Origin of the sequence: Caballeronia sp. GAFFF2, assembly GCF_023631485.1 — a bacterium.
GTDB lineage: Bacteria > Pseudomonadota > Gammaproteobacteria > Burkholderiales > Burkholderiaceae > Caballeronia.
The window spans coordinates 16,332-33,194 of sequence record NZ_JALQDA010000005.1 but is presented as its reverse complement, the minus strand read 5'-3'; the positions used below and the strand labels follow the sequence as shown (position 1 = coordinate 33,194).

Annotated in this window: 15 protein-coding genes; 8 read left to right on the top strand and 7 right to left on the bottom strand. The window is 62.7% G+C overall.

Annotated features, from left to right (window positions below; genetic code table 11):
- Positions 1-31: 31 nt before the first annotated feature.
- The 5 genes from NCT04_RS02175 (at position 32) to proC (ending at position 5,592) form a co-directional block, all read left to right on the top strand.
- Positions 32-1,585, top strand: a complete 1,554-nt coding sequence (locus NCT04_RS02175) for an FAD-linked oxidase C-terminal domain-containing protein (protein WP_244827031.1) — start codon at positions 32-34, stop codon at positions 1,583-1,585.
- A gap of 111 nt (positions 1,586-1,696) precedes the next feature.
- Positions 1,697-2,785 (top strand): glycolate oxidase subunit GlcE, encoded by a 1,089-nt coding sequence (gene glcE, locus NCT04_RS02170; RefSeq protein WP_244827030.1) that lies wholly within the window; start codon positions 1,697-1,699, stop codon positions 2,783-2,785.
- An 8-nt stretch (positions 2,786-2,793) separates the two neighbouring features.
- On the top strand, positions 2,794-4,020 hold the full coding sequence (glcF, locus tag NCT04_RS02165) for a glycolate oxidase subunit GlcF (RefSeq protein WP_244827029.1): 1,227 nt from the start codon (positions 2,794-2,796) through the stop codon (positions 4,018-4,020).
- Between the two features lie 41 nt (positions 4,021-4,061).
- Complete coding sequence (locus NCT04_RS02160) at positions 4,062-4,757, top strand: YggS family pyridoxal phosphate-dependent enzyme (protein ID WP_250463075.1); 696 nt, start codon at positions 4,062-4,064, stop codon at positions 4,755-4,757.
- A 22-nt stretch (positions 4,758-4,779) separates the two neighbouring features.
- Positions 4,780-5,592: a pyrroline-5-carboxylate reductase gene (proC, locus tag NCT04_RS02155; protein ID WP_244827027.1), complete on the top strand. Its 813-nt coding sequence runs from the start codon at positions 4,780-4,782 to the stop codon at positions 5,590-5,592.
- A 149-nt stretch (positions 5,593-5,741) separates the two neighbouring features.
- On the opposite strand, the gene NCT04_RS02150 is transcribed toward proC, so the two are convergent.
- From NCT04_RS02150 to recG, 7 genes are all read right to left on the bottom strand, one after another.
- On the bottom strand, positions 5,742-6,572 hold the full coding sequence (locus tag NCT04_RS02150) for an FkbM family methyltransferase (protein WP_250463073.1): 831 nt from the start codon (positions 6,570-6,572) through the stop codon (positions 5,742-5,744).
- A 114-nt stretch (positions 6,573-6,686) separates the two neighbouring features.
- The gene (gene ubiA / locus NCT04_RS02145) at positions 6,687-7,544 is read right to left on the bottom strand and encodes a 4-hydroxybenzoate octaprenyltransferase (RefSeq protein WP_244827025.1); all 858 of its coding nucleotides are present in this window, start codon (positions 7,542-7,544) and stop codon (positions 6,687-6,689) included.
- A 138-nt stretch (positions 7,545-7,682) separates the two neighbouring features.
- Positions 7,683-8,171 (bottom strand): Dps family protein, encoded by a 489-nt coding sequence (locus NCT04_RS02140; protein ID WP_244827024.1) that lies wholly within the window; start codon positions 8,169-8,171, stop codon positions 7,683-7,685.
- A 196-nt stretch (positions 8,172-8,367) separates the two neighbouring features.
- The gene (locus tag NCT04_RS02135; RefSeq protein ID WP_244827023.1) at positions 8,368-8,526 is read right to left on the bottom strand and encodes a hypothetical protein; all 159 of its coding nucleotides are present in this window, start codon (positions 8,524-8,526) and stop codon (positions 8,368-8,370) included.
- Positions 8,527-8,546: 20 nt separating this feature from the next.
- Positions 8,547-10,031 (bottom strand): catalase, encoded by a 1,485-nt coding sequence (locus tag NCT04_RS02130; protein ID WP_250463071.1) that lies wholly within the window; start codon positions 10,029-10,031, stop codon positions 8,547-8,549.
- Positions 10,032-10,366: 335 nt separating this feature from the next.
- Positions 10,367-11,326, bottom strand: coding sequence for a hydrogen peroxide-inducible genes activator (locus NCT04_RS02125; protein WP_244827021.1), 960 nt, complete (start codon positions 11,324-11,326; stop codon positions 10,367-10,369).
- Positions 11,327-11,466: 140 nt separating this feature from the next.
- A complete protein-coding gene (gene recG, locus NCT04_RS02120) occupies positions 11,467-13,884 on the bottom strand; it encodes an ATP-dependent DNA helicase RecG (protein ID WP_250463069.1) in 2,418 nt (805 codons plus the stop codon).
- A gap of 84 nt (positions 13,885-13,968) precedes the next feature.
- On the opposite strand from recG, the gene queA reads away from it, so the two are divergent.
- The 3 genes from queA to yajC all read left to right on the top strand — a co-directional run bounded on the left by queA (position 13,969) and on the right by yajC (position 16,842).
- Positions 13,969-15,021: a tRNA preQ1(34) S-adenosylmethionine ribosyltransferase-isomerase QueA gene (gene queA, locus NCT04_RS02115; RefSeq protein WP_250463067.1), complete on the top strand. Its 1,053-nt coding sequence runs from the start codon at positions 13,969-13,971 to the stop codon at positions 15,019-15,021.
- A 111-nt stretch (positions 15,022-15,132) separates the two neighbouring features.
- Complete coding sequence (gene tgt, locus NCT04_RS02110) at positions 15,133-16,293, top strand: tRNA guanosine(34) transglycosylase Tgt (RefSeq protein ID WP_250463065.1); 1,161 nt, start codon at positions 15,133-15,135, stop codon at positions 16,291-16,293.
- 222 nt (positions 16,294-16,515) lie between these two features.
- The gene (yajC, locus tag NCT04_RS02105) at positions 16,516-16,842 is read left to right on the top strand and encodes a preprotein translocase subunit YajC (RefSeq protein WP_244827017.1); all 327 of its coding nucleotides are present in this window, start codon (positions 16,516-16,518) and stop codon (positions 16,840-16,842) included.
- The last annotated feature ends 21 nt before the right edge of the window (positions 16,843-16,863 follow it).

Sequence of the window (16,863 nt, the reverse complement as noted above, 5' to 3'; positions counted from 1 at the left end):
AACGAAGCGCCGCCGAGCGCCCGGAGGAGACATGAACGCACCCGACGAGCTCAAGACCGCACTCGTGACCGACACTTCGCCGAATTTGCCGCATGCGGACGCGCCTCGGTTCTCCGAGGAACAACTCGCGGCGCGTCAGCGCGATGTCGTGCAGGCGCTGATGGCGGTGCTGCCCACGCATTGCCTCCTGTTTCGCGAGGAAGACACGGCGCCGTACGAGTGCGACGGTCTCGCGGCGTATCGCCGTCTGCCGCTTGCGGTCGCATTGCCGGAAACCGAAGCGCAGGTGCAGCGCGTCGTGCAGATCTGCGCGCGCCTCGACGTGCCGATCGTGCCGCGCGGCGCGGGCACGGGGCTCTCGGGCGGCGCGATGCCGATCCGTCATGGCATCGTGTTGTCGCTTGCGCGCTTTCGCAAGATCATCGAAGTCGATCCGTACGCGCGCACCGCGACGGTTCAGCCGGGCGTGCGCAATCTCGCCATATCGGAGGCCGCCGCCCCTTACGGGCTCTACTACGCGCCGGACCCTTCGTCGCAGATCGCGTGCACTATCGGCGGCAACGTCTCCGAAAATTCGGGCGGCGTGCATTGCCTGAAATACGGCCTTACCGTGCATAACGTGCTGCGCGTGCGCGCCGTCACCATGGACGGCGATGCCGTCGAATTCGGCTCGCTCGGACCCGACGCGCCCGGCCTCGATCTGCTCGCCGTGCTGATCGGCAGCGAAGGCATGTTCGCCATCGTCACCGAGATCACCGTCAAGCTGATCCCGAAGCCGCAGACGGCGCAAGTCATCATGGCGAGCTTCGACGACGTGGTCAAAGGCGGCAACGCGGTCGCGGCGATCATCGCGGCAGGCATCATCCCGGCCGGCCTCGAAATGATGGACAAGCCCGCGACGCGCGCCGTCGAGCAATTCGTCAACGCTGGCTACGACCTGGACGCCGCCGCCATCCTGCTGTGCGAATCCGATGGCACGCACGACGAAGTCGCCGAGGAAATCGTCCGCATGACGGCGGTGCTGCGCGAGTTCGGCGCATCGCGCATCCAGATTTCGCGCACGGAAAGCGAGCGGCTCAAGTTCTGGTCGGGCCGCAAGAACGCCTTTCCCGCCGCCGGCCGCATGTCGCCCGACTATTACTGCATGGACGGCACGGTGCCGCGCCGCTCCATCGGGCCGCTGCTCAAGCGGATCGAAGAGATGGAACAGAAGTACGCGCTTCGCTGCATCAACGTGTTCCATGCGGGCGACGGCAACATGCACCCGCTCATTCTCTTCAATGGCAACGATCTCGACGAATGGCATCGCGCGGAGGCGTTCGGCAGCGATATCCTCGAAACCTGCGTGGAACTGGGCGGCACGGTGACGGGCGAACACGGCGTGGGCATCGAGAAGATCAATTCGATGTGCGTGCAGTTCTCGCCCGAGGAGCGCGACGCCTTTCACGCGGTCAAGCGCGCGTTCGATCCGCCCGGCCTGCTCAATCCCGACAAGGGCATTCCCACGCGCGCGCGCTGCGCCGAATACGGGAAGATGCACATTCGCGGCGGGCTTTTGCCGCACCCGGAGATTCCGCGCTTTTGACGAGTGCGCGATCCCGCTATCCACGTTTGTCCGACTGTGGCTGCGTTAAGCGCCCGGTACAATCGACCGGACGAGACGGAATAGAAGAAGCATCAATCAAGCGGGACACCCATGGAACAGGACGACATCGTCGCCGGCTGGTCGGAGCGGATTGCACACGCCACCGAGACCGGCACGCCGCTGCGCATTCGCGGCGGCGGGACGAAGGACTGGTACGGACAGACGCTCCAAGGGGAGATTCTCGACACGCGCGCGCATCGCGGCATCGTCGAATACGATCCGGCGGAACTCGTGATCACCGCGAAGAGCGGCACGCCGCTCGCGGAAATCGAAGCCGCGCTCAGGGAGCACGGGCAGATGCTGCCCTTCGAGCCGCCGCACTTCGGCCGCAACGCGACCTTCGGCGGCTGCATCGCGGCGGGACTTGCCGGCCCGCGTCGCGCATGGACCGGCGCGCCGCGCGATTTCGTGCTCGGCGCGGTGGTGATGAACGGGCACGGAAAAGTGCTGCACTTCGGCGGCCAAGTGGTGAAAAACGTGGCGGGCTATGACGTCGCGCGCCTGCTCGCGGGCTCGCTCGGCACGCTCGGCCTCATGCTGCAACTGTCGATCAAGGTGCTGCCCCGCCCCGTCGCCGAAGCCACGCTCAAATTCGACATGCATGCAACGGACGGCGTGCGCAAGCTCAACGAATGGGGCGGTCATCCCTTGCCGATCACCGGCAGCGCGTGGCGCGACGGCACGCTCGCGCTACGTCTCGCGGGCGCGGAAGCTGCTGTTAAATCCGCGCGCAACACGCTCGGCGGCGAGGTAGTCGACGCCGTCGAAGCCGACCGTTTCTGGATCGGCATGCGCGAGCAGACCGATCCGTTCTTCGCGGTCATTCAGCCGCGCTCGGCGCTTTGGCGGCTCGCGTTGCCGTCCATTGCGGAGCCGCTGCATTTGCCGGGCGCGCAACTCATGGAATGGGGCGGTGCGCAGCGCTGGTGGATCACGGACACCGACCCGCAGACCGTGCGTATCAGCGCGAAGCAAGCCGGCGGGCACGCGACCATCTTCCGCGCCGGTTCCGCGTATGACCGCAATGCGGGCGTGTTCACGCCGTTGCCCGCGCCGCTGATGAAAATCCATCGCGGGCTGAAGGCGGCGTTCGATCCGGCGCGCGTGTTCAATCGCGCCCGGCTGTACCCCGATTTCTAGGCGCCTCGATGCAAACCAATCTCGCCGATTTCATCCGCGGCACGGCCGATGGCGACGAAGCCGACGCCATCCTGCGCAAATGCGTCCATTGCGGCTTTTGCACGGCGACTTGCCCGACCTATCAAATTCTCGGCGACGAACTCGACGGACCGCGCGGGCGCATCTATTTGATGAAGCAGATGTTCGAAGGCGCGCCGGTCACGCGCAGCACGCAACTGCATCTGGATCGCTGCCTTACCTGCCGCAATTGCGAGAGCACATGTCCGTCGGGCGTGCAGTACGGGCGGCTCGTGGAGATCGGCCGCAAGGTGGTCGAAGAGAAAGTCGAGCGCCCCATGCGCCAGCGTTTGCAGCGGCGCTTGCTGGCGAGCTTTCTGCCGAACAGCACACTCTTCACGCCGGCGATGAAACTCGGCCAGCAGTTTCGCGGCATCCTGCCACGCAATCTGCGCGCGAAGATTCCCGTCCCGGAGAAGCCGCTCGCCGCGCCCACGCGCAAACACGAGCGCAAGATGCTGATGCTTTCCGGCTGCGTGCAACCGGCCATGATGCCCAACGTCAACACGGCGACCGCACGCGTATTCGACGCGCTCGGCATCGAGATCGTCACCGCGCCGGATGCGGGCTGCTGCGGCGCGATCCGCCTGCATCTCGGCTACAACGACGAAGCGCTCGACGACGTGCGCAACAATATCGACGCATGGTGGCCGTATGTGGAGAACGGCGTCGAGGCAATCGTGATGAACGCGTCGGGTTGCGGCGCGACGGTGAAGGAATACGCGCACCTTTTACGCGACGATCCGGTCTACGCGGACAAGGCGGCGCGCATCGTCGAGCTTACGCGCGACCTCGCCGAAATCCTGCCGATGTACGAGGAAGAACTCATCGCGCTGGCAAGACGCCGCAGCGTGCATACGGTCGCCTACCATCCGCCGTGTACCTTGCAGCACGGGCAGCAGATTCGCGGACGCGTCGAGCATCTGCTGACCGCGCTCGGGCTCGAAGTGCGTTTGCCCGCGGATAGCCATCTCTGCTGCGGATCGGCGGGCACGTATTCGGTGCTACAGCCAAAGCTCTCATACACGCTGCGTAATCAAAAGCTCGACCGGCTGGAAAAGACCGAGCCGCAGATGATCGTGTCGGCGAATGTCGGGTGTATCGCGCATCTGCAAAGCGGCACGTCCACGCCCGTCGCGCACTGGATTCAGTTGCTCGAGCATCTGCTTTACGGTTGAGCGCTTCGTATAATGACTGGATTGCTTTTCAGGCGGCCAGCATGTCTATCGCTCAACATCTCGAAGAAGTCCGGCAGCGTATCGCGAAGGCCGCGGTGGACGCCTCGCGCGACGCCGCGTCCGTGCAGCTTCTCGCCGTCTCCAAGACCTTTCCCGCCGAAGACGTGCGCGCCGCGTTCATTGCCGGCCAGCGCGCGTTCGGCGAAAACTACGTGCAGGAAGGCATCGCGAAGATTGCCACGCTCGCCGACTTACGCAGCGACATCGAGTGGCACTTCATCGGGCCGCTGCAATCGAACAAGACCAAGCTCGTCGCCGAGCAGTTCGACTGGGTGCATTCCATCGACCGGCTGAAGATTGCCGAGCGTCTGTCCGCGCAACGGCCCGAAGGCACGCCCGCGCTCAATGTCTGCGTGCAGGTCAACGTGAGCGGCGAGGCTTCGAAGAGCGGCGTGGAACCGGCAGAAGCCGCCGCGCTCGCGCATGCGGTCGCGGCGCTTCCTGCCCTGCGCTTGCGTGGCCTGATGGCCGTTCCCGAAGCCGCCGACACACTCGACGCGCGACGCGAGCCGCACGCGCGCCTTCGCGAACTCATGAACAAGCTGCGCGCAGACGGTCTCGATCTCGACACGCTTTCCATGGGCATGTCCGCCGACCTCGAAGCCGCCGTGCTCGAAGGCGCGACCATGGTGCGCATTGGCACCGCGATCTTCGGCGCGCGCGACTATTCGCATTGATTTCACTCTCGACTACTTCACCATGAAAATTGCATTCATCGGCGGTGGCAACATGGCTGCCGCGCTCATCGGCGGTCTGGTCAAGCGCGGCGTCGCGCCGGCGGATATCTATGCCGTCGATATCAACGACGAAGCGCGCGAACGCACCGCGAAGCAGTTCGGCATTGCGACGGGCGCGGCCATCGACGAGAAACTCGCGGCCTACGACGCGATCCTGCTGGCCGTGAAGCCGCAAGTGCTCAAGAGCGTGGCCGAATCGCTCGCGCCGCATCTGTCGAAGCAAACCATCATCAGCATCGCGGCGGGCATTCGCGCGACGGATCTGTCGCGCTGGCTGAACGGCTATACGCAGATCGTGCGGACCATGCCGAATACGCCCGCGCTGATCGGCATGGGCGTGACCGGACTCGCCGCGCTGCCGGGCGTGAGCGACGACGCGAAGGCGCTGGCATCGCAAGTTCTGGAAGCGGTGGGCTCCTCCGTCTGGTTCGACGACGAAGCGAAACTCGATGCCGTCACCGCTGTTTCCGGTAGCGGTCCGGCCTACGTGTTCTACTTCATCGAAGCGATGCAGGAAGCCGCGCGCGCACTCGGCCTTGACGAAGCCCAGGGCCGCGAACTCGCGGTGGCGACCTTCACCGGCGCGGCACAGCTTGCCGCGCAATCGGGCGAAGCGGCGAGCGTGCTGCGCGAACGGGTGACATCGAAAGGCGGCACGACGGCGGCGGCGCTGGCATCGTTCGAGGCTGAAGGTGTGAAGGACGCCATCGTGCGTGGCGCGCTCGCGGCGCAGGCGCGCGCGAAGGAGATGGGTGACGAGTTGGGCGGCTTGTGAAAACGTGAATCGTGCGCGGTGCGCTGGCAACTCGCATGCGCACAAAAGGAACTGGCGGCACGGCAACACGTGAATCGTGCGCGGCGCGCGGGCTTCGCACCCGCGCATTGAAGGATTCGCTCGCGCTCACCGCCGCCCCGCGAGCTCGCTCAACCGATATTGAGCACGCCATCGCGCTCGTTCAAATGAGCATGCAGCGGATCACCCTTGGCGATGGCAAGCACATTCGGTTCGACCGAATAAAACGTCTCGTAGCCAACGCCTCTCAGATAGTCGCGAATATCGTTCTCGCTGCCCTTGATCCATTCGACCAAAAGCGCAGGCTTGCATCGAAGCAAGGTCTCGCGCGCGCCTCTCAACACATCCATTTCCATGCCTTCGACGTCGATCTTCAGAAGATCGACGCGTTCGAGCTTCAGGGAGTCGATACTGATCATCGGCACCGTCGTGCTTGCGGCGGCATCGTAAGAGATAGCCTGGCCGATGAACTCGGTGTGCTCACGCGGCCTGATTTCCAGACTGCCGAAGCTCGCCGAAGAGAAGTAATCCGGTTGCGGAATGCCGATCTCGCCCACGGACTCACCCAATGCAGCCAGCCTAGCCCGCGCATTGAGGCAGTTGTTGAGCGCGAGATTGCCGGCCAGCGCGTAGTAGATGATCTCCTGCGCCTCGAAACTCAGCACGCGTCCCCAGCCGTTCATGTGACGCGCCCATTCCACGGAATGCACGCCGATATTCGCGCCGCCGTCTATGGCGAATACGCCGTCACCGAAATAACGACGACGCAGCGCGAGAAGAGAGAGCACGAACTGCACTTCTTGCGGATCGAAGCTGGACTTGCTGAGGATCTGATGCCCGACGCCGTAGGTGTAGTTCGATACGGCGTTCTGCACGGCGTTGAAGTCGTTGCGATTGACGATCAGCGTGCCATGGTTTGACGCGGCGAGAATGAAGGCGATGGGGCGCTCGATGTGACTCATGCGGTTTTAAGCGTGTAAGTAAATCCGCAAGAGTCTAGCCATTGGACGGCTTCGCGCAATCAGTCGATGGCCCGAAAACTGTCATAAAGATGCCAGTCGGCATCATTCGGCGCATCAAGCCAGCGCGTAATGCAGCGCAATTCCCACGAACAACATGCCGCCGAGCCAGTTGTTATGTTTGAACGCAGCGAAACATCCCATGCGGTCGCGCTCGCGAATCAGCGCGTAGTGATAGACGGCGCATGCCGCGGCGGCAAGCCAGCCGAGCCAGTACGCCCAGCCAAAGCCAAGCGCCACGCCTATGCCCACATAGATGGCGAGCGTCACGGCATAGCAAAGCATGACGGCGAACACGTCGTATCGCCCGAAAGTGAGCGCCGATGTACGGATGCCTATCTTGATGTCGTCGTCGCGATCGACCATGGCGTATTCGGTGTCGTAGGCCACCGACCAGAACACGTTGGCCGCGAGCATGATCCACGCGAGCGCGGGCACGTGATTCTGCACGGCGGCAAACGCCATGGGAATGCCGAAGCCGAACGCAATGCCGAGATACGCCTGCGGTATGGCGAAGAATCGCTTGGTGAAGGGATAGCTGCCCGCGACGAACAGCGCGAACACCGACAGTTCTTTCGTGAGTGTGTTGAGCGGCAGTATCAGCAAAAACGCAAGGAGCGATAAAGCCGCCGCGAGCGCCACCGCTTCCCATGCCTTGATCTTGCCCGACGTGATCGGACGCTCGGCCGTACGCTTCACGTAGCGGTCGAAATCGCGGTCGGCGTAGTCGTTGATGGCGCAGCCCGCCGAGCGCATGAGAATGGTGCCGATCACGAAGATGACGAGCAGCATTGGCGAAGGATGCCCGTTGGACGCGATCCACAATGCGTTGAGCGTCGGCCACAACAGCAGCAGGCTGCCGATGGGTTTATCCAGGCGCACGAGGCGCATATACAGCGGAAGGCGGGCGAGCATGGCGAGGCAGCGAAAGTTCGATGGCCTATTTTAGACCAGCGTGCTGGCGCAAGCCCGCGCATTGCGTCCACAAAAAACCCCGCGCACGGGGTTTTCATCGAAGCGTTTGAAGCTTTCCAAGCGTTTGAAGCCGAGACGTCAGGCCAGCATGGCGCGCAACATCCACGCGGTCTTCTCATGCGTCTGCATGCGCTGCGTGAGCAAGTCGGCGGTCGGCTCGTCGTTGGCGGCGTCCGTCGCGGGGAAGATTTCGCGCGCCGTGCGCACCACCGCTTCCTGACCTTGTACCAACTGGCGAATCATCTCTTCGGCTGAGGGCACGCCATCCGCTTCCGGAATGGTCGACAGCCGCGCGAAGTCTTTGTAGCTGCCCGGTGCATGCACGCCCAGCGCGCGAATACGTTCGGCGATGGCATCCACGGCGAGTGCGAGTTCGTTGTATTGCGTCTCGAACATCAGATGGAGCGTGTTGAACATCGGCCCCGTGACGTTCCAGTGAAAATTATGCGTCTTCAGGTATAGCGTGTACGTGTCGGCCAGCAGACGGGACAGCCCGTCGGCGATCTTCTTGCGATCCTCGTCGTTGATGCCGATGTTGACGGGAGGTGCAGCGTCTTTGTTCGCCATATTGACTCCGTGAAAGTGTGATTCGAACGTTGAGTGCGCCTATTGCTCAAGCGAGGCGCGAAGCTACAGACCGTCCGCTAGTTTATCGTAGAAACAAGGTCACTTTTTTATATGGCGCGGCTTTGCATGCGTGGAAGACAGGCCGCCGCGTGGTGCTGACAGAGCGGCCTGTCTTCGTGTCGATAGACGTCCTGCCTCAGGCGAAAACGCCCGCGCCCGCGCCATGCAATGCACTGGCAACGACGAGCCCGTAACCCATCGCGACGGCGCCAAACGCAAGCGTCACGCGCACTTTGCGACTAGTGGCTTCGATATGTTTCATGGCCTGCTCGATGGTGTTGAATGCCTGATTCATGGTCGTTTCTCCCTGGCCGATCACGCGGCCGCGGTATCTTCCTCGTCCTGCTTCACGGTTACTTTCTGTCCGAGCTTGATAAGAGCATCTATCACGCCTGCCGCATAAGCCGGGTCCGCGCGGCGGAAGTGTTCGATCTGACGCGCGACGATCTCATCCGGTACGCCGAAGATATGCCGCGCGATATTGCCAAAGAACCGCTCGCGCTGCGCTTCGTCGAAGAGACGGAAAAGCGCGCCTGCCTGGCTGTAGTAGTCGTCGTCCTCACGGTGATCGAAGCGATACACCGTCCCCGCCGCGAGCGGCGGCTCGTTCACGCTCGCGTCCTGCGCGAATTCGCCAAAGCGGTTCGGCTCGTAATTGACGCGCGATCCGAGATTGCCGTCGACGCGCATTCCGCCATCGCGATGAAATGCATTCGCCACCGGCACGCGCGGCGCATTCACCGGAATCTGATGATGATTGATGCCGAGCCGATAGCGCTGCGTGTCGCCATAAGAGAAGAGGCGCCCTTGCAGCAAGCGGTCCGGCGAGAAGCCGATGCCCGGCACCACGTTGGCGGGCGTGAACGCGGCCTGCTCGACTTCCGCGAAATAGTTCTGCGCATTGCGGTTCAATTCGATCACACCGACATCGATCAGCGGATGGTCCTTGTGCGGCCACACCTTGGTGACATCGAACGGATTGATGCGATAGCGCGCCGCTTCCTCCTCGCTCATCACCTGAATGCGGAAATTCCAGCGCGGAAACTCGCCACGATCGATGTTGTCGACCAGATCGCGCTGCGCGCTTTCCCGATCGTTCGCGATCACGGCGCCGGCTTCGGCATCCGTGTAGTTTTCGAGCGGCTGCTGCGACTTGAAGTGGAACTTCACGTAGAAGCGCTCGTTATCGGCGTTGATGAACGAGAACGTGTGCGAGCCGAAGCCATGCATCTGCCGATAATTCTTCGGAATACCGCGATCGCTCATGAGAATCGTCACTTGATGCAGCGATTCCGGATGACGCGACCAGAAATCCCAAGCGGCGACATTGCTGCGCGTGTTCGTGTATGGGTCGCGCTTCTGCGTGTGGATGAAGTCGGGAAATTTCAGCGGATCGCGGATGAAGAACACCGGCGTGTTGTTGCCGACCACGTCCCAGTTGCCTTCCTCGGTGTAGAACTTGATGGAGAAGCCGCGCACGTCGCGTTCGGCATCGGCGGCGCCGCGTTCGCCTGCCACCGTCGAGAAGCGCATGAAAATCGGCGTTTCCTTGCCGATCTCCGAGAAAATCTTGGCTTTCGTATAGCGCGAGATGTCGTGCGTGACGCGGAACGTACCGAAGGCGCCCGAACCCTTTGCATGCACGCGGCGCTCGGGAATCACTTCGCGGTCGAAATGCGCGAGTTTTTCGATCAGCCAAAAATCCTGCAAGGTCACGGGACCGCGCGGACCGGCGGTTTGCGAATTCTGATTGTCGCCGACGGGTGCGCCAGCGGCAGTCGTGAGGCGTTCGTTGGTCATCGTGATACTCCTATTTTTGCGTTGGCTTGAGATGAGTGATGCGACGGTTCGCCGAGATTCAGGCGACGCGCGCGAAGTCCGCTAGAACGCGCACGGCGACGTGGCGCAGTTCGTTCCATGATTTGGCGATGGCGGCGTGGCGGTGCATGACGTTCCTCCGTGGGCTTGGCCGGAGTGGCCAAGCGCTGTCGATGGAGGAAGCTTATAGAAAACTATCGAAAACAAAAATTTGATTGAATTTATCTATTCGATAGCTGGGGGCGCCACCCAGATGAAAAAGCCGTGACTTCGATGAAGGCACGGCTTTGCAATGAAACGTGAAACTTGCGGCGGACTCAGTTCACCGCCACCGGTATGTCCAGCTTTCTCACGCCAGGCAAATCACAGGCAGCGATGGCATCGCTGATCGCGTCGATGGCAGGCACGCGCGTGAAGCTCTTGCGCCACGCCAGCACGACGCGCCGGTCCGGGACGGGGTCATCGAACGCGACGTAACTAAGCAGGCCGGAATCGATGCCCGCCGCGTGCGGCTTCACTTCATGCACCGACATACGCGGCAGGACCGTGATGCCGACGCCGCTTGCCACCATATGTCGGATGGTTTCCAGCGACGAGCCTTCGAAGGTCTTTTGAATGCCGTCCGCGTTCTGCGAGAAGCGCATCAGCTCCGGACACACGCCGAGAACGTGATCGCGGAAGCAATGGCCGCTGCCGAGCAGCAGCATGGTTTCCTGCTTCAAATCGTCCGGATCGATCTTCGCGCGGTTTTCCCACGCATGACCCGAAGGCATGGCAACGACGAACGGCTCGTCGTACAGCGCGCGCACCATGAGGCCCGTTTCGGGAAATGGCAGCGCCATGATCGCCACATCGATCTCACCCTGCTTCAGCAGTTCGATCAGCTTGAGCGTGTAGTTTTCCTGGAGCATTAGCGGCATCTGCGGCACCGCCTTGATCATCTGCTTAACGAGCGTCGGCAGCAGATACGGCCCGATCGTATAAATGACGCCCAACCGCAGCGGCCCGACAAGCGGGTCTTTGCCCTGTTTGGCGATTTCCTTGATGGCGAGCGTCTGTTCGAGCACGCGCTGCGCCTGCGTGACGATCTGCTCGCCGATGGGCGTCACGCTGACTTCGCTCGTGCCGCGCTCGAAGATCTGCACGTTGAGTTCGTCTTCGAGCTTCTTGATTGCCACCGACAGCGTCGGCTGGCTGACGAAGCACGCTTCGGCGGCGCGGCCAAAGTGCCGCTCGCGCGCAACCGCGACGATGTACTTCAGTTCAGTGAGCGTCATTGGAGGCCAATGGAATACATTGATTCGATAGGTTTATCTTATACACCCGCCGAGCGCAATTCGACAACTCTCGCAGCTATTGCAAACGCGGCTGTGTATTTAGCAAATAGGGACCGACGACGCCCGCTCAAGTTCACCCATCACGCTTTTAAATACTGTTCGCGCACGCCCAGCCAGCGGGTGAGATGGCGCGTAACGGCGTCCGGGAATGCTTCGAGCATGCGATCCGCGGCCGCGCGCGCGGGTTCGATCAGCCAGCCGTCGTTTTCGAGGCTGGCAAAACGCAGCATCGCCTCACCGGACTGGCGCGCGCCGAGAAACTCGCCGGGACCGCGAATTTCAAGATCGCGGCGGGCGATCTCGAAGCCATCGGTCGTTTCGCGCATCGTTTGCAACCGGGAGCGCGCGGTTTGCGAGAGCGGATTCGCGTACATCAGCACGCACACGGAAGCGGCGCTGCCGCGCCCCACGCGTCCACGCAACTGATGCAGCTGCGCGAGCCCGAAACGCTCCGCATGCTCGATCACCATCAGCGATGCATTCGGCACGTCCACGCCCACTTCGATCACCGTGGTCGCGACCAGCAATTGCACTTCGTTGCGCGAGAAGGCGTCCATGACCGCCGCCTTTTCAGCGGGCGCAAGCCGACCGTGAACCAGCCCGACGCGCAGTTCGGGCAGCGCCGCGACGAGCGTTTCGTAAGTCTCGACGGCGGTTTGCAACTGCAGCGTCTCGCTTTCCTCGATCAGCGGACACACCCAATAAACTTGCCGACCAGTCAGCGCCGCCTCGCGCACGCGGCCGATGATCTCGTCGCGGCGGCTGTCGGAGACGATTCTCGTGAGAATCGGCGTACGGCCAGGCGGCAGTTCGTCGATGGTCGAGACATCGAGATCGGCGTAATAGGTCATGGCGAGCGTTCGGGGGATCGGCGTCGCGGACATCATCAGCTGATGCGGCTGGAAGTCCTTCGCCCCGTTCGATGCTTTCTGCGCCTTCGCCCGCAGCGCAAGCCGCTGCGCGACACCGAAGCGATGCTGCTCATCCACGATCACGAGGCCCAAACGCGCGAACTCGACCGAGTCCTGAATGATCGCGTGCGTGCCGATGACGAGGTGCGCGGTGCCGAGCGCGGCGGCCTCGCTTGCGCTGCGTTTGTCCCGGGCTTTGAGACTGCCGGCGAGCCACGCGACGGACACGCCGAGCGGTTCGAGCCAGCCGCGCAGCTTGCGCGCGTGCTGTTCCGCGAGAATTTCGGTCGGCGCCATGAGCGCGGCCTGATAACCGGCGTCGATGGCCTGCGCCGCCGCGAGCGCCGCGACGATGGTCTTGCCGCTGCCGACATCGCCTTGCAAAAGACGTTGCATCGGATGCGCGAGCGTCAGTTCGTGCGCGATTTCCGCGCTGACGCGCTGCTGCGCGCCGGTCAGCGAAAACGGCAGCGCTTTCAGGAGACGCACGACGAGCGAGCCGGAATCGCCGGCGGCACGGCGCGGCATGGCGGGCGCGGCGCGAGTGCGGCGTTCGGCGTGCGCGCGCTTGAGCGACAACTGCTGCGCGAGCAGTTCCTCGAACTTGATGCGCGTCCACGCCGGATGCGTGCCGTCGATGAGCGCGGTTTCGTCGGAATCCGCGCGCGGATGATGCAGCGTGCGCACCGCGTCGAGCAGGCCGGGCACGTTGAGCGGGGCGAGATGCGCGCGCGCGATCGGCTCGGGCAGCAACTCCGGCAGAAACACGCGAGAGAGCGCGCTGTCGATCGCCTTGCGCAGATACGCCTGCGAGACGCCCGCGGTCGCCGGATAGACGGGCGTGAGCGCTTGCGGCAGCGGCGTGTCGTCATCGACGGGGCGCACGACCGGGTGCACCATCTCCAACCCGAAAAAGCCGCCGCGCACGTCGCCGCGCACGCGCAGGCGCACGCCGACGGACATCTGCTTGACTTGCGAACCGTAGAAGTTGAGAAAGCGCAGCGTCAGGTCGTCGCCGGCATCGTCGCGAATCTTCACGAGCAATTGCCGCTTCGGCCGATACGCAATCTCGTTATCGAACACGACGCCTTCCGTCTGCGCGATGTCGCCGGGAATCAGTTCGGCGATTGGCGTGAGCGACGTTTCGTCTTCATAGCGCATCGGCAGATGCAAGACGAGGTCGATGTCGGTCTTCAAGCCGAGCTTGGCGAGCTTGTCGGCGGGTTTGACGAGCTTGGGCGCGGTTTTGCCGGCGCTAGTCAGACCGGCGTTCCCAGTTTTCGCGGCCGACGCGGGTTGGGCGGCGCGAGTGGAGTGCGCGTCCGCCACGCTCGGCTCCTCGAAGGTTTCGGCGGCGCTGTCGAAACCCGCGTCTTGAGCCTTCGCCGCCGAAGCAGTCGGCTGCGAATGACCGTCGTCGAGCGCGGACGCCCGCACCTCGCCTTGCGGCTGGATCGTGCCCGCCATGACCGGCTTCGGCGCTTTCTTCCGCGTGCGCGCGGCCTTCCCTTCGACACGCGCGCCGCTGTCTTCGGCGCTCGGAAACGCTTCGTCGGGAGAAGTCACGCGGCGGTCGGACAAGGGCATCTGCTCTCTTCGCAAGTACAATATGGGGTTTTGGTCGGCGCGCCTGTGCCGCCCTCAGGCAACATCGGGCAACTATCAAACGCCATGTTCACGCTTTCCGATTTCGATTTTAATCTGCCGCCCGAGCTGATCGCGCAGAGTGCGCTCACCGAGCGCAGCGCGAGCCGTCTGCTCGAAGTGGACAATCGCGTTTCGCCGGCCACGCTCATCGACCGGAGTTTCTCCGATCTGCCGAACCGGCTCGACGCCGGCGATCTGCTCGTCTTCAACGATACCAAAGTACTCAAGGCGCGCTTCCTCGGCCAGAAGGCCAGTGGCGGACGCGTAGAAGTGCTGGTAGAGCGTCTGACGGGCGCAACCACCGCGCTTGCGCAGATTCGCGCGAGCAAGAGTCCCGGGCCGGGCACGACCATTCGCCTCGCCGATGCATTCGATGTCACCGTCGGCGAGCGCGTCGAACCGTTCTATACGCTGCATTTTCCAGCCGAATGCCTGACGCTCATCGAGCAATACGGGCGCTTACCGCTTCCGCCGTATATCGAGCACGACCCCGACGCCTACGACGAAACGCGTTATCAGACCGTCTACGCAGCAAATCCCGGCGCGGTCGCGGCGCCGACGGCAGGCCTCCATTTCGACGATGCCCTCTTCGCCCGGCTCGACGCGCGTGGAGTCGAACGCGCCACGCTCACGCTGCACGTCGGCGCGGGCACGTTTCAGCCGGTACGCGTGGACAATATCGCCGAGCACAAGATGCACAGCGAGTGGTACGAGTTGCCGCAGTCGCTCGTCGATAAAATCGCGGCGGTGAAGGCGCGCGGCAATCGCGTGATCGCCGTGGGCACGACGTCCATGCGCGCGCTGGAAGCCGCCGCCCGCGACGCCGCCGAAGCCGGCCGCCCGCTCGCCGCGACGAGCGCCGAGACGGATATCTTCATCACGCCAGGCTACACCTTCCGCGTAGTCGACCGGCTCGTCACCAATTTCCATTTGCCGAAGTCGACGCTCCTGATGCTCGTGTCCGCCTTCGCCGGCATGGACGCGATCCGCGCGGCTTACCAGCACGCCATCGACGAGAAATACCGCTTCTTCAGTTATGGCGATGCCATGCTTTTGACTCGCCATTCCCAAACTTAACCATCTACGCGCCGGACGTATCGACCGAAGCTGACGGCTTGACTTCCATGGCCAGCGACAGCGCTTACCATGGCGACAATCTCTGCGCTCCCCGGCGGCCCAGGAACCACAATGACCGAGAATCACACTCCGCCCGACAACGGCCTCAAGTTCGAAATGCTCGCCACCGACGGACAGGCGCGTCGCGGCCGTCTGACGCTGAATCACGGCGTCGTCGAAACGCCGATCTTCATGCCGGTCGGCACCTACGGCACCGTCAAGGCAATCCAGCCGCGCGAACTCGAAGAGATTCGCGCGCAGATCATCCTCGGCAACACGTTTCATCTTTGGCTGCGTCCGGGTCTCGAGACCATCGGCGCGCATGGCGGGCTGCACAGGTTCATGGGATGGAACCGTCCCATTCTCACGGACTCGGGCGGCTTTCAGGTGTTTTCGCTGGGCGAACTGCGCAAGATCACGGAAGAAGGCGTGACGTTCGCTTCGCCGATCAATGGCGACAAACTCTTTCTCTCGCCCGAAGTGTCGATGCAGATCCAGAAGGTGCTGAATTCAGACATCGTCATGCAGTTCGACGAGTGCACGCCTTACGCCACGAACGGCGTACCGACGACGCACCAGGAAGCCGCCGACTCCATGCGCATGTCCATGCGCTGGGCGAAGCGCTCCATCGACGAGTTCAACGGGCTCGGCAATCCGAACGCGCTGTTCGGCATCGTGCAGGGCGGCATGTTCGAGGACTTGCGCGACGAGTCGCTCGCGGGTCTCTCGGAAATCGGCTTCCATGGGCTCGCCATAGGCGGTCTTTCGGTCGGCGAGCCGAAGGAGGACATGATGCGCGTGCTCGATCACATCGGCCCGAAGCTGCCCGCCGACAAGCCGCATTATTTGATGGGCGTCGGCACACCGGAAGATCTGGTCGCGGGCGTGGCCGCAGGCGTCGACATGTTCGATTGCGTGATGCCCACGCGCAACGCGCGCAACGGCTGGCTCTTCACGCGCTTCGGCGACCTCAAGATCAAGAACGCGACGCACAAGAACTCGCAAAAGCCGCTCGACGAAAGCTGCGGTTGTTATACGTGCCGCAATTTCACGCGCGCTTATCTGCACCATCTGCATCGCGTGGGGGAAATTCTGGGCGCGCAGCTGAACACCATTCACAACTTGCATTACTACCTGGAACTTATCGGCGAAGTGCGCCAATCGATCGAAACACACACGTTCGAGGCATTTCGCAAGACGTTCGCGGAGAATCGGGCGCGCGGCGTCGACTAAGGCGGGACGGATATCGCCCGGACAAGCATTACAATCGCCTTTCCGTCGCTCGCAACGGACTCTCGAAAGTCGCGGTAACGGCTTGATGCCAAAGCGCATTCCAGCCATTTGAGGGGCGCTGCGAGTGGTAGAATATCGGGCTAATTTCTGGCCCAGGTTTTCAAACGCATTTGCGAACGTCATTTCGAACGCAATTCTGAACGTATTAACGGAGAGACCAACGTGTCGTTCATTTCCAATGCCTTTGCACAAGGCACCGCCAGCAGCGCGGAATCGAGCCTGATGAGCTTCCTGCCGCTGATCCTGATGTTCGCCGTGTTGTACTTCATCATGATCCGTCCGCAGATGAAGCGTCAGAAAGAACATCGCAACATGCTGTCGGCCATGGCCAAGGGCGATGAAGTCGTCACGAACGGCGGCATCGTCGGGAAGGTCACGAAGGTGTCGGAAGCTTACGTTGGCGTGGAAATCGCCGAAGGCACGGAAATCACCGTGCAGAAGGCTGCCGTCACGACCATTCTCCCGAAGGGCACCATCAAAGCGCTGTAAGGCCACGTTCCTTCGCGTCCG

Coding starts and splice junctions, on each gene's coding strand:
- NCT04_RS02175 (WP_244827031.1), top strand. CDS start 32: ATGAACGCACCCGACGAGCTCAAGACCGCACTCGTGACCGACACTTCG.
- NCT04_RS02160 (WP_250463075.1), top strand. CDS start 4,062: ATGTCTATCGCTCAACATCTCGAAGAAGTCCGGCAGCGTATCGCGAAG.
- proC (WP_244827027.1), top strand. CDS start 4,780: ATGAAAATTGCATTCATCGGCGGTGGCAACATGGCTGCCGCGCTCATC.
- NCT04_RS02130 (WP_250463071.1), bottom strand. CDS start 10,031: ATGACCAACGAACGCCTCACGACTGCCGCTGGCGCACCCGTCGGCGAC.
- ubiA (WP_244827025.1), bottom strand. CDS start 7,544: ATGCTCGCCCGCCTTCCGCTGTATATGCGCCTCGTGCGCCTGGATAAA.
- queA (WP_250463067.1), top strand. CDS start 13,969: ATGTTCACGCTTTCCGATTTCGATTTTAATCTGCCGCCCGAGCTGATC.
- glcF (WP_244827029.1), top strand. CDS start 2,794: ATGCAAACCAATCTCGCCGATTTCATCCGCGGCACGGCCGATGGCGAC.
- NCT04_RS02135 (WP_244827023.1), bottom strand. CDS start 8,526: ATGAATCAGGCATTCAACACCATCGAGCAGGCCATGAAACATATCGAA.
- NCT04_RS02125 (WP_244827021.1), bottom strand. CDS start 11,326: ATGACGCTCACTGAACTGAAGTACATCGTCGCGGTTGCGCGCGAGCGG.
- NCT04_RS02140 (WP_244827024.1), bottom strand. CDS start 8,171: ATGGCGAACAAAGACGCTGCACCTCCCGTCAACATCGGCATCAACGAC.
- recG (WP_250463069.1), bottom strand. CDS start 13,884: ATGCCCTTGTCCGACCGCCGCGTGACTTCTCCCGACGAAGCGTTTCCG.
- tgt (WP_250463065.1), top strand. CDS start 15,133: ATGACCGAGAATCACACTCCGCCCGACAACGGCCTCAAGTTCGAAATG.
- glcE (WP_244827030.1), top strand. CDS start 1,697: ATGGAACAGGACGACATCGTCGCCGGCTGGTCGGAGCGGATTGCACAC.
- NCT04_RS02150 (WP_250463073.1), bottom strand. CDS start 6,572: ATGAGTCACATCGAGCGCCCCATCGCCTTCATTCTCGCCGCGTCAAAC.